Genomic DNA, 13,129 nt, shown 5'->3' with positions numbered 1-13,129 from the left:
ACTGTCTTGACCGAAACGGGTTTGCGCAAAGTTGCCGGCGCTCAGCTGCAGAGCGCGTCCTTCGCGGCACGGGATTCCCGGTCGATGTAGTCCGCCGTTGTCGTCACCGCGTGAACCGCTCCGATGCCCTGACCGCAGCCCCAAATGTCGCGCCATGCCTTCGGGCGGACGTCGCCGGTGGAGAGGTTTAGCTTGTTGCCTTCGCCGGTCAGGTTTTCCGGATCCAGGCCTACTGACCGGATCGAAGGTTTGAGGTAATTGGCATTCACCCCGGTGAAATGGCTGGTGTAGAGAATGTCCTCGGCCGCGCTGTCCACGATCATCTGCTTGTAGCTTTCGGCGGCGACAGCTTCGGTCGTGGCGATGAAGAGCGAACCGATATAGCCAAAATCCGCGCCCATGGCGGCTTCGGTTTCGCACAGGAGTACCACGTCGAGCGGTATTTCCGCGAAAGCGTGCTGAACTTCATCGCCCCAGTCAGCGAGGAACTGATCCTCTCTCACGTGGCCGAGAAAGCGCTGGGGATGCCCAAGTCCTACTGACCGGCAATCGCCGCACCAACGCCGCCGCGGCCTCGGTCGGCGCAATCGCATGTATGTGCGATCTGGCGGCCTCGGCCGAGCAAGTCGATGACGGTAGAGACGGACATCGGCGAAATGGGTTTCATCGACATGATCTAGTTCACCGCTACGGGAAAAAACCCAATTCAAGCACCCGCGCGATAACCAACGCGATCATCCGTACGGCCTCACCCCCTTTGCCATCGCCTCGCGGATGACCATTCTCGGTGTGCCGAATAACTTCGGGGTGCAGTGGCGGCAGGTCTTATGGGTGCGGGGGGGCACTGCTTGGGCACCATGCCGAATGCCGCCTCCTTCATCTGCGACGAAATAGGCGGCCCGACAGACGACGCGGCCACTGACGCCCGCGCATGAGGTGGTGAGTGCATATCGCGCCGCAGGACGCACCGTACCGGACATGCCCGTCCTCCGCGGGATCTCCGGCGAGAACGGGTTCGTCGGCCGACACTGGCGGTTCATGACGGTCGTCGAGTCCGCCACGCGTACGGAGTTCGCCCGTTTTTCCATGTTCCATAGCTCATCTCCTTTGTTGATAAGCGTTCACAGAAGAGCACTGGCCGTTCAGCTTGATGGCTTTAAGCTCCACGGCAGTAGGTGACCTGCCACAGAACTTTCATCCAGCCGCGATTTGAGCCCGGTTAGTGATACGCCGACTGGCGCTGCTGGAGCTACTGACAGATGCGCGGAACTTTAGAATGGTGCAGCGCAGCTTTCGGTTGCGATGCCCAAGTCCTCGGCGAACGCCTTGGGCGTCTGGTAGCCGAGGCCCGAATGCGGCTTCCTCGTTGTACAACTGAACACTAGAACACCCACGTTATCGATTGGCGCGAGGTTCTTCTATCGATGACGTCCATGGTCTGGCCGGTCGGTTTATCTCCATAAAGTGATCGACAAACCTGGTGTGGCGATGTTTCGATGCAATCTCACTGGCGGCCGGGCGGACCGGTCTCTGGAAGTCCAGTCTGGATGTTTGACCGGGTAGCATCTGCCGACTGTCGCGGTATCGATGATCAGGATGCCCTGACGGTGCTTGCAGAGTTGGTCCGCGATGCTGGCCGTAGCTTATTCGACAAATTCGCTTCCTCTTGGCCCCTCCGCTCGGGTCGAGGCAAGGTTTGGATCGACCTGCTTAACGCCATTGGGCCGGAACGATCACGCCGTGGCTGCACCGCGTGTGCCGTACCGGCCCGGGCGCATTTCAGAACGCGTTCAACCCGGTCAGGTTGCGCCCGATGACCAGCTTCTGGATTTCGGTGGTGCCGTCCGGGATCGGCATGACCTTGGCATTGCGGAAGTGCCGTTCGACGGGAAACTCTTTGGTGATACCATTGCCGCCGTGAATCTGCACGGCCTTGCCGGCGATTTCGACTGCCATTTCAGTCGCATACCATTTCGCCATCGAGGTCTGCGTGTCGCAGCGCACGCCCAGTTCCAGAAGTTGCAGCCCACGCTGGCACAACAGGCGCGCAGCATCCAGATGCGTGGCCATGTCGGCTAGGTAGCCCTGGATCAACTGGTGCCCGCCGATCGGCTTGCCGTGCTGCTCGCGCTCTTTCGAATAAGAGACTGCGCACTCCAGCGCCGCTTGTGCAATACCGACGCTTGTCAGCCCCACAAAGACCCGCGCGCTCTCAAAAAGCTTCAATGTCTGGAACAGGCCCCCGCCTGCATTTCCCAGAACATGTTCGGCGCTGGTTTCCGCACGGTCAAAGAACAATTCGCAGGTCGAGGCGCCGACAAGCCCCATCTTGCGCAGCTCGCGGCTTTCATAACCGCCCTTGTCGCGATCCACGATAACCATCGAAATGCCACCGTCCAAATTGCAGACAACGATGGCGAAATCCGATTGCGCACCGTTGGAAATCCACAGCTTCTGTCCGCTGACAAAAATCCTGTCGCCGTGGCGCTCCGCGCGGGTCTTGACCTCACGCACGTTCGAGCCGACGGAGGGTTCGGAAATGCAAGTGGCGCAAATGCGCTCACTGCGCAGGAGCGGTTTGAGATAAGCCTCTTTCTGCGCCGCGTCGCCCATCAGGTTGAGCGCGAATGCGGCATGACCCTGAATCAGAACGGCGATCGCCAGATCGGCCCAAACCCGCGCCAGTTCCTCGTAGAGGATACCATAGGTCAAGCGGTCGATCCCCGCGCCACCGTCCTCTTCGGGAAGCAAGCCGCTGATGAGCCCGAATTCCTCGACCTTGGTGAACAAGCCCTTGAGGGTTTCCGCATCCGGAGGATGGCCCAGATCTTCGTATTTTTCCACTAGCGGAGCGAATTCCGCATTGGCCATCTTGCGGAAGTTTTCCAGCAACATGCGCTGGTCGTCGGTATAAATCGCCTGTGCGGCAGCAATCACATTTTCCATTTTCTTTTCCTTGTTTCAGCGGCCCAGAATGGTGACGCAGGCGGCGGCTTCCTCGACGCCGTGCAAGCCGCCGCCATTTTCGGCGATGGCGTTCTGTGCGCCGTCAACCTGGCGTGCGCCAGCCTCGCCGCGTAGTTGCGTGACCAGTTCGAATATCTGGCCAATCCCGGTGGCACCCACCGGGTGGCCCTTGGATTCCAGCCCGCCCGAGGTGTTCACCGGGATGCGCCCGCCGATCGTTGTCTCGCCGCGGAGGCTGGCCGGGCCACCTTCGCCGAACGGGACAAAGCCCAGGTTCTCTATCTGGATGACCTCGCCCACGGCGGTTGCGTCGTGCACTTCGGCGAGGGACATGTCATCGGGGCCAAGCCCGGCTTGTTCATAGGCTTGCAGGGCGGTAAGGCGGGTCAGGTGGTTTTCGTGATCCTCGGGCGCGCGGTCGGTGCCCGAGCGCAGGACCGCTGCCTTGACCCTGATCGCGCGGGTCCGGTCGATGCCCAGCCGTTTGAGGCCCTCGCCCGTACAAAGCACCGCCGCCGCCGCTCCGTCGGAAATCGGGGCGCACATGGGAAGGGTCAGCGGGTAGGTGATGGGCGGCGCGGCGAGCACCTGATCAATGCTCATGCTGTCGCGATATTGCGCCAGCGGATTATGTACCGAGTGCCCGTGGTTCTTGGCGGACACGGCCGCGAAGTGTTCCTGTGTCGTGCCAAAGGTTTTCATGTGCAGCCGCGCGAAGCCGGCATAGACATCCATGAACACGCTATATGGCTTGGACGATTTCGAGCCTTCGGGTTCCTCCACCCCGGCACCCAGATCGGCCAGGCGCTGCGCGACCGCTTCGCCATTGCTCACGTCCCAGCCGCTGTCGAAGGCCGAGAACATCAGCGCGCGATCATCGGAATACATCTTTTCCGCACCCACGGCGAGGCAGCAATCGCCGTTGCCGGCCTTGAGAAAATCGACCGCCAGCTTGAAACCAGTCGCGCCGCTGGCGCAGGCGTTCTCGACATTCACCACTGGAACGCCCTGAATGCCGATCTCGCGCAGCGCTATCTCTCCGCGGATCATGTGTTGGCCCTCCATGTGGCCCTGCACGGCGTTCGAGAAAAACGCGCCTTCGATGCGCTTTGCCGAGAGTCCGGCATCGGCAAGAGCGCCGGTGACGGCCTCGCGGGTCATGTCCTTGATGGACTTGTCCCGAAACTTTCCGAACGGCGTCATGCCGACGCCGATGACATATATGTCCTGCATCATTCGTCCTCCTGTATCAGTATCCGCGAAACCGAGGCTTGCGCTTCTCATTGAACGCCGCCAGCCCTTCGTGCATGTCCCAGGATCGCATATGAGCGCGCAGATTTAGCATCTCTTCGGCGAGCGCGGCAGGCTCGTCTACGTTCAGCGACCGGTTGGCGACCGACTTCATGCGGCGCAGCACGGCCGGGCTCTTGTCGGACAGCTTGTCGGCAAAGGCCTGCACCGTCTCGCGAAGCTGGGCGTCCGCAACCACCTTGTTGACCAATCCCCACTCCATCATCTCCCGCGCCGAGACATTTTCGCCCGAGAAGAGCAGGTACTTCGCGCGGTTCAGTCCGACCCGGCGCGGCAGGATCGCCGCGCCGCCCGCACCGGGAAAGACACCGAAATTGGAATGGGCATCGCCCATCTGCGCGCTTTCGGCGGCAAAGACCAGATCGCAGGACATCACCATTTCCAGCCCGCCCGCCATGGCCAGCCCGTTGACGGCGGCGATCACAGGCTTGGGGCCATGGCGTATCAGCCCGAACGTGTGCTCGACCAGGTCGAGCAGGTCGGGCTCTCCGGGTTCGTGACTTGCGCTGGCCACTTCCTTGAGATCGGCCCCCGCGCAGAACGCGCGGCCCGAGCCGGTCAGGACAATGGCGCGAACGGCGTCGTCGGCAATCGCGGCTTCAAGCGCATTTGTCATATCGCGCAGCATCTGCATCGACATGGCGTTCAACTGCTCGGTGCGCTGGAAGGCAATCCATTCGGTTCTGGCCACACGTTCGACGGTAAGGGTGCTGGGTGTTTCAGTCATTGTAACCCTCGGAATAAAAACAACATTTGCTGAGTTGGGCTTGCCTTTTAGCGCGGATTGCGTTGCACTGAGCTGGATACGCGCGCGGAAGAAACAAGACCTGGAGCCTGATATGAGCACTGCACCACTGGCCGGATTGAAAATCCTCAGCCTCGCGGAACAATTCCCCGGACCCTACGCGACGATGCTTCTGTCGGATATGGGTGCCGAGGTGATCATGGTCGAACGGCCCGGCGTCGGCGATCCCGCGCGGCAGTTTCCGCCGCTTTTTCGGGCGCTCAACCGGGGCAAGCGCAGCGTGGCGCTCGATCTGAAATCCGCGGAGGGGATCGCGCGGTTTCGTGAGATGGTCAGCAAATCCGATGTCATCGTCGAAGGCTTTCGCCCCGGCAAGCTGGCAGCACTTGGCGCCGGGTTCGAGGACATGCGCAAGATCAATCCGCGGCTGGTCTATGTGTCGATCTCGGGATACGGGCAAGACGGCCCCTATCGCGACAGGGCGGGGCATGACCTCAGCTATGAAGGCGTCGGTGGTCTTCTGGCCGATCAGGCCGAGGCCGGGCAACCGGGGCCGGTGCCGACCCTGCCGCTTGCGGATATCGGCGCCGCGCTGTTTGCGGCGATCGCGATCCTCTCGGCTGTGGTATCCAGCCAGCGGACGGGGCAGGGCCGTTACGTCGATGTCTCGATGTCGGATGCGGTGGTCTCGATGCTCACGGCCTTCCTTGTGCCCGCGGCCAATGGCACGCCGCTGGGCGAGTTCATCTCTGAGCCGGGCTATGGCGTGTTCACCTGCAAGGACGGCAAACTGCTGACGCTGTCCATCGCGCATGAGGACTGGTTCTGGCATCCGTTCTGCGAGGCGATCGACAAACCGGACCTCGCCGGGATGAAAAGCCGCGACCGTGTCACGCGCAAGGACGAGTTGCGGGAGGAGATTGCGGCGGTTCTTGTCGGCAAGACGCGCGCGGACTGGGGCGGTCTCTTTGACAAGGCCGGCGTACCCTGGGGCCCTGTCAATTCGCTGGCCGAGGCCATGAACGATCCGCATGTGCGCGCCCGCCGGTTGCTGCGCACCATCGCGCACGATGGCGGCAAGACAGAGACTTTTCTGGTCCAACCCCTGAAATTCGACGGTTTCGAAACCGAGATTTCGGGGCTGCCGCCGGAGATCGGCGCCGATAATAAACGCTTGTTCGAGGGCGGCCCCAATTGATTGCGACTGCCCATATTCGGCTCTAGCAAGCAAATGAATAACCGCCATTCACCGGATAGGTCTGGCCGGTGATCCAGCTTGCTGCATCCGAGCAAAGAAACAGGATCATGCCTGCCGCGTCTTCCGGCTCACCCAGCCGCCGGACTACATATTGCGAAAGCGCCCGCTTTTCGGTCTCCGCATCCGGGATCAGATCGGCGACCGCCGGGGTTCTGGTGCCGCCTAGGGCGACGCAGTTTGCGGTAACTCCGAACCGGCCACCGGCCTTTGCAATGGCGCGCATGAAGCCCGCCGCCCCGGCCTTGGCACCGGAATAGACCGCCAGGTGCGGCTCGCCCACCCGGCCTGCGTCGGAAATGACCGTCACGATGCGTCCGTAGCCACCCTTGACCATCATCGGCATGGCGTGGCGGGTGCAGTTCAGCACGCCATCGAAATTGGTGGCCATCCAGCGCCGCCATTCGGCGGGGTTTGATTCCCAGAACGGTACAAGATCGTCGAGCCGTGACGTCGGCCCGGCATTACCAGCATTATTGACCAGAATTTCCACGCTACCAAAGACGCGCTGCGCCTCGGAAAAGGCCGCGCCCACAGCATCGAAATCCGACACGTCAAAGGCCATCGGTAGCGCCTTTGCACCAGCCGCTTCCACTTCCGCCGCGACGCTTTCGGCCCGCGCGGCGTGGAAATCGTTGACCACAACGGCACCCGCGCCATGTTCGGCGAGATAAAGCGCGACCTGACGACCCACGCCTTGTCCGGCCCCGGTTACAAGTGCGGTATGACCCTTGATGTCCAGCAATTCAGTCATTGTATTTCCCCTCCTATCCGAGCCATCTCTTGCGGCGCCGATAATGCTTGATTTCGCGATAGCTCTTGCGTTCACCGGAGGCGGTGACACCAAGATAGAATTCTCTGATGTCTTCGTTGCCGGCGAGCTTGTGGGCGGGGCCATCCAAGACGATGCGCCCGTTTTCCATCACATAGGCGTAATCGGCGATCGACAGGGCGGCGGCGCTGTTTTGTTCAACAAGAAAGAAGGTCGTGCCTTCGCGCTTGAGCTGTTTGAGAACTTCGTAGACGTCACGGACCATCATCGGCGCCAGACCCAGCGACGGCTCGTCGATGGCGATGATCTTGGGCCTCGCCATCATGGCCCGGCCGATCAAAAGCAGTTGCTGCTCACCGCCGGACATGAACCCCGAGGTGCGGTTGCGCAGGTCCGCAAGACGCGGCATCAGACTGTAGACATGAGCCAGACGGTTTTTCAGTTCGGTGGAATTGGTCACCATATGCCCGCCGACAATCAGGTTCTGTTCCGATGTCAGGTGACGCAGCACGCGTCGGCCCTCCATCACATGGATAAGGCCATTCTTTACCACATTCGACGCTTCCATGTTCTGAATCGGCGTGCCGTTCAGGACGATCGAACCGGCGGACACGGTTCCGTCTTCGGATTTCAGAGTTCCGGAAATCGCCTTGAGCGTCGTGCTTTTCCCTGCCCCGTTTCCACCGAGAAGCGCAACACACTGACCCTCGCGCACGGTCATTGAGATCCCTTTGAGCGCCAGAATGACGTCGGAATAGGTCACTTCCACGTTATTGAGTTCGAGCATAACTTCGGGTCCGGATCCAGAGAAAGGGTCGGGCACCACGATCGCGGTGCCCGGGTTTTGTTCACCACTTGCTCAAATCGGGAACATCGACGCCGGTCGCCGCGATGGTGATCTTCCCGTCCTTAACCGTGCCCACGTTCACCTTGAGTCCTTTCAGAGGAAAGGGGGCTTCTGGGGTGAAAGTGAGACTCGGAAGGAAGCCATGGGTTTCCTCCGAGGTGATCGGCTTGGCAAAGAGCGCCTCGCGCACCAGCTCGCCCGTCAGACCTTCGGCACCGTTCTCCTCGATCGCGTGCTCGATCACGGCCACGGTATAGATGGCCTGGGAAATCCCCATGGCCGTCACGACATTCCAGGGCGCCTTGAGCCCGTAATCCGAAACTAGGGTCTGGTAAAACTGCCGCGCTTCTGTGTCCTCATCGGCCGCGATCACCATGCCGTAGGCCTCAAAGTCGCCTTCAAGCTGCGCCAGCCCGCCAAGCGCTTTGCCCGAGGCAGGCAGCCCGTTATGCGAGCTCATCATGATCGGGATGTCGGCCCCGTTGGCCTGCAACCCGCGTTTCGCGGCGACCACGATCGAGGTGTTGGTCTGGATGATCACCGCTTCGGCCCCCGACCGCGCGACGCGACGCATTTGCGCGGTCAGGTCGGTCGGCTGCACGTCGGTATAGATGACCTCAACCAAATCGGCGGCCTCGGGATGCTCTTCGGCATAGACTTCGAGCCCCTTTCCCATATCGACATAGGCAGGGGATGCCTCGGAGGACAGGACCGCGAATTTTATGGGTTCGTCGCCGCCACGCTGTTCGCGCATCCAAGCCAGAAAGCCTGCGGCTTCATGCGAATAGGTCGGGCGCGGATTAAATATCCAGGAATCGGGCTGCCAGGCAAAGCCATAGGCGGCCGTGGCCATGAACATCGGGATCTTGTCTTCGGGTAAGCGTTCGGACAGGGCCGCCACGTCCGGCCCGCCAAGGCCGACCACGGCGATCGGCGCCAGCTCCGACTTGATTCCGGGCCACAGGCTGGCGACCTGTGCGGCATCATATCGGGTCTCGTAGTTCTTGTAGTTCAGCTTGACGCCGAGTTCCTTGCCGCTGGTCGCGTTCCACCAGTCGAAAACGACCTCCCGGCTTGAGGCCAAGATCGGCATGATGTCGGCATAGGGGCCAGAAAAGTCCGACAGAAGCGCAAGGTTATATGTGGTCTCCGCCTGTGCCTTCATTGGTAGCGCCGTGGCGAGCGCCAGCGTTCCGGCGGCCAGCAGCCCCCCAAGGCCCGATTTGCTGAGGTATGTCATTTTCATTCTCCTCCCAGGTTATAGACCGCCCCGAAATCAATAGGGGAACGGCCAGATACGATAAGACGATTTCAGGATATTCCAGCGGTGCATCACCCCCTTGGGTTCAAGGATCATGAACAAGGCAATCACGCCACCAAGAATGACGTTCATGCCCGCGAACACGATATCGCCTCCCAGAAACGAGACGGAATCGGCGATATTCGGGCCGACTGTGGCAATAACTTCCTGGATGGTGCGAATGACGAAGACACCGACCAGCGCCCCGACGATCGACCCCATTCCACCGACGATGATCATCGCCACGAAAAAGATGGAATGGAACAGGGTGAATTGATCGACCCCGACAAAGCGGATCATGTAGGCCCAGAGTGCCCCGCCGACGCCAGCATAGAAGGCGCCGATCAGAAAGGCATTCGCCTTGGTAGCCGCTACATTGATCCCCATGATGCCTGCGGCCACGTCATCGTCCCTGACCGCGATGAAGGCGCGACCGAAGCGCGACCGGATGATCCCGAACGCGCCTGCGATCATGATCGCGGCAACCGCAAGGTTCATGTAGAATTGCTGGGTCTCGGTGACGAAGCGCAGCCCGAATATCTCTGCTGCCGGCACGGTGACTCCATTTGAGCCACCTAGCCAGGAGGATGGCAGGTTCAGGACTGCAAAATGAAAGATGAACTGTGCCGCGAGAGTCGTCAGCGCCAGATAGAACCCCTTGATCCGAGTCGCCGTCAAACCGAAGAGAAAGCCGAACAGCGCAGCCGCGAACCCGGCCAACGGTATGGTCAACAGGAACGTGAGACCGGTCTTGGAGGCCAGTATCGAAGCGGTATAGGCGCCCACCCCCATGAATGCGGCCTGGCCCAGATTGATCTGGCCCGCATAGCCGGTGCAAATCTGGAGTCCGACGGCGATCACGGCGCTGATCAGCATCATGTTCAGCACGGCGATGATACGCCCGCTCACAAGATAGGGCATCGCCAGCATAACCACGAGGAACAGCGCCAGGCAAACCGCCTGCCAGCGCGTGCGCACGAGACGTCTGTCGGCGCGATAGCTTGTGGGAAAAATGCCGGAAGGATCCATGAATTAAACCCGCTCGATTGTGCGCCAGCCGAACAGACCCGTGGGCCGGATCAGCAGAATGGCAAGCATGATGATATAGGGCACGACACTGCCGAGCGAGCCGCCGATGATCGGATCGAGGTAGTTGGTGGTCAGGCTCTGGATTACACCGATGATGATTCCCGCCAGGACAAGTCCGCCGATCGACTCCAACCCGGCGAACAATGCAACCGGCAGTGCCGCAAAACCGATATCCGAGGCCAGAAAGGTCAGCGACTTGCCGCTGAGGAAGATCATCGCTCCTATCGTGGACAGGATTGCGCCGAGAATCCAGGCAAAGGCAATAGAGCCTTTCACCGAAATCCCCATCGAAGCAGCGACGACGTGATCTTCGGCCACTGCCGTCATCCGCAGGCCTGAACGGGTCCAGTTGAAGAACCAGGACAGGCCAACGGCGGCAACGATGGTGATGATCCCCCCGATAAGCAAGTTCATCGGAATCAGCATATCGCCGAGTAAGAGCGGCTTCAGCGGAAAGATGATCGGGAATGGCCGGACGGAAGCCCCAAACAGCAGCAGGACGACGCCACGCAGCAGGATCAGCAGGCCGACAGTCACCATCACCATCGAGAACACCGATTCACCGATCAGCTTGGTGAGGAAAATCCGTTCGATCAGATAGCCGACAAGACCCGCAAGAACCAAGGATAGCGGGATCGACAGCCACAGGCTCAGGCCGAGCTGCATGGTTGTGAACCAGACGATGAAACCGCCGATGATCACCAGTTCGCCCTGCGCGAAATTGAACACCTTGCTAGCGCGGTAGATCACGACGAACCCCATGGCCACCAGCGCGTAAAGCAGGCCGATCAAGGCCCCGGTGATGATGTCATTGATGAAATAGACCATTTTTGCCGACCTCCCTTAAATTTGCGACCGCCGCCCGGCAGCCTTCGATCCGCTCTCGACATCCGATACACGCACCTCGGCCCTGAGCACGCCCTGGCGGCCATCCTGATAAGTAACGGCAATCTCAAGGTCGATCTTGTCGGCACCGCTGTAAATAGCCTCGACGAGCGTGGCATACCGATCTTCCAGGAATGCGCGCCGGAGTTTCCGGCTGCGGGTCAGCTCGCCTTCGTCCGGGTCCAGTTCCTTGGGGAAATTCGCGAACCGCACGACCCGAGAACCTTCGGGCAGCAAGGCGTTGATGCGCGAAACCTCGCCTTTGATAAGGTCCAGAACCTCGGCTTTTTGCGACAGGTCGGTATAGGTCGAGAAGCTGATATTGTTCTCTTCGGCCCAGCGGCTGAGGACCTCCATGTCGATATTGATCAGCGCTCCGACAAAATCCCGGGTTTCGTCGCCCAGCGTCATAAGATCCTTGATGTAGGGGCTGTAGCGCAGCCGTGTTTCGATAAACTGCGGCGGATAACTGTGGCCGTTCGCTAGGCGGCGCATGTCCTTGACGCGGTCGTAGAATACCAGCTCTCCGTCATCGGTCATCGAAACCGCATCGCCGGTGGCATACCAACCGTCTTCGGTCAGCACCTCGGCGGTCTCGTCCGGTTTGCCATAATATCCGCCAAAGCCCGAGCCGCCGCGGACCTGCAACTCACTTTGCGGCGTTATGCGGTATTCCAACGGATCGCCATAAGCGGTATTGCTTTGCATCCAGCTGCCGCTTGTTTCCAGCTGATAACTTTCGCTGACATGCGCGGTCAGAAGGCCGATTTCGGTCGCGCCATAGACGTTGCGCAGCTTGACCCCCATGGCGTGGAACATGCGAAAGACTTCGGGGGCCATCAGAGCACCGCCGCTCATCGCATTTTTTGCCTTGCCAAGGCCCAAATTGTCGCGCAGGTGATGCAGCACCAGCGCCTCGGCAAAGGGAAGTCGCAGGCGCGAGGCGAGGCTGGGACTGCGCCCTTCCAAGCGTTCGACATAAACGTCACGGCCGACTTTCATACCCCAATTGTACATCAAGTTGCGGAACTTGCCCGCGCCCAACATCCGGGCCTGCACGATCGACGCAAGGTTTTCCCACTGGCGCGGACTGAACACCAGCGCGTCAACCGCCAGTTCGCGGATGTTGGTCAGCACATCTTCGGGGCCTTCGGGAAAATTGACGACCATGGGCGCGATCAAACCGATCGACAGGCCGAAAATCTGTTCCGTGACCCAGGCAGGCGAAATGTACGTCAAGTATTCGGTGCCTGGCGCGATTTCGATTGCCCCCATCACACGTGAGCAGTTGTCGAACAGGTAACGATAGCTGATGACAACGCCCTTCGGTTTTCCCGTGGTCCCGGAGGTATAGGACAGCAAGGCGGTATCGTCCGCCCGTCCGCGTTTGACGTGTTCTTCAAATCTGGCAGGCTCCTTGGCGTGAATCTGACGTCCTGCCGCGCTAAGGCTTTCAAATGAATGCAAAAGGGGATGATCATAGCTCCAAAGACCAGAATCATCCCAGTAAACGATCGCCAAGGCACCCGAGTACTTGCCCGCGATCTCGATGCATTTATCGACCTGCTCCTGATCCTGCGCCAGAAAAATCCGCGTTTGCGAGTCTTCGGCCAGATACAGGATCTCTTCGGCGTTCTGATCCGGATAGACGGACAGGACTTTGCCGCCCAATGACTGAACGGCGTATTCAGCCCAGAAATGTTCGGGTTCGTTTTCCCCGATCAACATGACGGATTCGCCCGCCGACAGGCCCAGGTTCTCCAACCCGAGAGCCAGGGCACGAACTCTGTCAATCACATCGGCCCAGGTGAATTCCCGCCAGATGCCCAGGCGCTTGTGGCGTTCGGCGAGGTTGTTCGGCATGGACGTTGCACGCGCGAGCAAAACCTGCGGCAGGGTTTCGCTGTGTGTCACTGCCGGGTCTGAAAAGACCATTGCTGTTCGTTGTTTTGTCATCC

11 protein-coding genes are annotated in these 13,129 nt (G+C 60.2%); 1 reads left to right on the top strand and 10 read right to left on the bottom strand.

The window, feature by feature from the left end; genetic code table 11:
* Positions 1-41: 41 nt before the first annotated feature.
* From IMCC21224_RS29060 to IMCC21224_RS23695, 4 genes are all read right to left on the bottom strand, one after another.
* The gene (locus IMCC21224_RS29060) at positions 42-503 is read right to left on the bottom strand and encodes a nitronate monooxygenase family protein (protein ID WP_331284233.1); all 462 of its coding nucleotides are present in this window, start codon (positions 501-503) and stop codon (positions 42-44) included.
* A gap of 1,276 nt (positions 504-1,779) precedes the next feature.
* Positions 1,780-2,946: an acyl-CoA dehydrogenase family protein gene (locus tag IMCC21224_RS23705; protein ID WP_047998054.1), complete on the bottom strand. Its 1,167-nt coding sequence runs from the start codon at positions 2,944-2,946 to the stop codon at positions 1,780-1,782.
* A gap of 15 nt (positions 2,947-2,961) precedes the next feature.
* Positions 2,962-4,203: a thiolase family protein gene (locus IMCC21224_RS23700; protein ID WP_231582205.1), complete on the bottom strand. Its 1,242-nt coding sequence runs from the start codon at positions 4,201-4,203 to the stop codon at positions 2,962-2,964.
* Between the two features lie 13 nt (positions 4,204-4,216).
* Positions 4,217-5,005 (bottom strand): enoyl-CoA hydratase/isomerase family protein, encoded by a 789-nt coding sequence (locus IMCC21224_RS23695; RefSeq protein ID WP_053079188.1) that lies wholly within the window; start codon positions 5,003-5,005, stop codon positions 4,217-4,219.
* 112 nt (positions 5,006-5,117) lie between these two features.
* Between IMCC21224_RS23695 and IMCC21224_RS23690 the strand changes: the two genes are divergently transcribed.
* On the top strand, positions 5,118-6,221 hold the full coding sequence (locus IMCC21224_RS23690) for a CaiB/BaiF CoA-transferase family protein (protein ID WP_047998053.1): 1,104 nt from the start codon (positions 5,118-5,120) through the stop codon (positions 6,219-6,221).
* Positions 6,222-6,243: 22 nt separating this feature from the next.
* Here IMCC21224_RS23690 and IMCC21224_RS23685 read toward each other — a convergent pair whose 3' ends face one another.
* The 6 genes from IMCC21224_RS23685 to IMCC21224_RS23660 form a co-directional block, all read right to left on the bottom strand.
* Complete coding sequence (locus IMCC21224_RS23685; protein WP_047998052.1) at positions 6,244-7,032, bottom strand: SDR family NAD(P)-dependent oxidoreductase; 789 nt, start codon at positions 7,030-7,032, stop codon at positions 6,244-6,246.
* Positions 7,033-7,045: 13 nt separating this feature from the next.
* Complete coding sequence (locus tag IMCC21224_RS23680; protein ID WP_047998051.1) at positions 7,046-7,837, bottom strand: ABC transporter ATP-binding protein; 792 nt, start codon at positions 7,835-7,837, stop codon at positions 7,046-7,048.
* 61 nt (positions 7,838-7,898) lie between these two features.
* Entirely contained in the window at positions 7,899-9,137 is a 1,239-nt protein-coding gene (locus IMCC21224_RS23675; protein WP_047998050.1) for an ABC transporter substrate-binding protein, read from the bottom strand.
* Positions 9,138-9,173: 36 nt separating this feature from the next.
* Positions 9,174-10,226: a branched-chain amino acid ABC transporter permease gene (locus IMCC21224_RS23670; protein WP_047998049.1), complete on the bottom strand. Its 1,053-nt coding sequence runs from the start codon at positions 10,224-10,226 to the stop codon at positions 9,174-9,176.
* A gap of 3 nt (positions 10,227-10,229) precedes the next feature.
* On the bottom strand, positions 10,230-11,114 hold the full coding sequence (locus tag IMCC21224_RS23665; protein WP_047998048.1) for a branched-chain amino acid ABC transporter permease: 885 nt from the start codon (positions 11,112-11,114) through the stop codon (positions 10,230-10,232).
* A 15-nt stretch (positions 11,115-11,129) separates the two neighbouring features.
* Positions 11,130-13,127: an AMP-binding protein gene (locus IMCC21224_RS23660; RefSeq protein ID WP_231582204.1), complete on the bottom strand. Its 1,998-nt coding sequence runs from the start codon at positions 13,125-13,127 to the stop codon at positions 11,130-11,132.
* Positions 13,128-13,129: the final 2 nt, after the last annotated feature.

Origin of the sequence: Puniceibacterium sp. IMCC21224, from assembly GCF_001038505.1 — a bacterium.
GTDB lineage: Bacteria > Pseudomonadota > Alphaproteobacteria > Rhodobacterales > Rhodobacteraceae > Puniceibacterium.
The sequence above is the reverse complement of the archived record's forward strand: the minus strand, read 5'-3'. Positions and strand labels throughout refer to the sequence as shown.

What these genes read in the sequence shown, in the direction of transcription:
- IMCC21224_RS23705 (WP_047998054.1), bottom strand. Translation starts at nt 2,946, where the DNA reads ATGGAAAATGTGATTGCTGCCGCACAGGCGATTTATACCGACGACCAG.
- IMCC21224_RS23700 (WP_231582205.1), bottom strand. Translation starts at nt 4,203, where the DNA reads ATGATGCAGGACATATATGTCATCGGCGTCGGCATGACGCCGTTCGGA.
- IMCC21224_RS23695 (WP_053079188.1), bottom strand. Translation starts at nt 5,005, where the DNA reads ATGACTGAAACACCCAGCACCCTTACCGTCGAACGTGTGGCCAGAACC.
- IMCC21224_RS23690 (WP_047998053.1), top strand. Translation starts at nt 5,118, where the DNA reads ATGAGCACTGCACCACTGGCCGGATTGAAAATCCTCAGCCTCGCGGAA.
- IMCC21224_RS23685 (WP_047998052.1), bottom strand. Translation starts at nt 7,032, where the DNA reads ATGACTGAATTGCTGGACATCAAGGGTCATACCGCACTTGTAACCGGG.
- IMCC21224_RS23680 (WP_047998051.1), bottom strand. Translation starts at nt 7,837, where the DNA reads ATGCTCGAACTCAATAACGTGGAAGTGACCTATTCCGACGTCATTCTG.
- IMCC21224_RS23675 (WP_047998050.1), bottom strand. Translation starts at nt 9,137, where the DNA reads ATGACATACCTCAGCAAATCGGGCCTTGGGGGGCTGCTGGCCGCCGGA.
- IMCC21224_RS23670 (WP_047998049.1), bottom strand. Translation starts at nt 10,226, where the DNA reads ATGGATCCTTCCGGCATTTTTCCCACAAGCTATCGCGCCGACAGACGT.
- IMCC21224_RS23665 (WP_047998048.1), bottom strand. Translation starts at nt 11,114, where the DNA reads ATGGTCTATTTCATCAATGACATCATCACCGGGGCCTTGATCGGCCTG.
- IMCC21224_RS23660 (WP_231582204.1), bottom strand. Translation starts at nt 13,127, where the DNA reads ATGACAAAACAACGAACAGCAATGGTCTTTTCAGACCCGGCAGTGACA.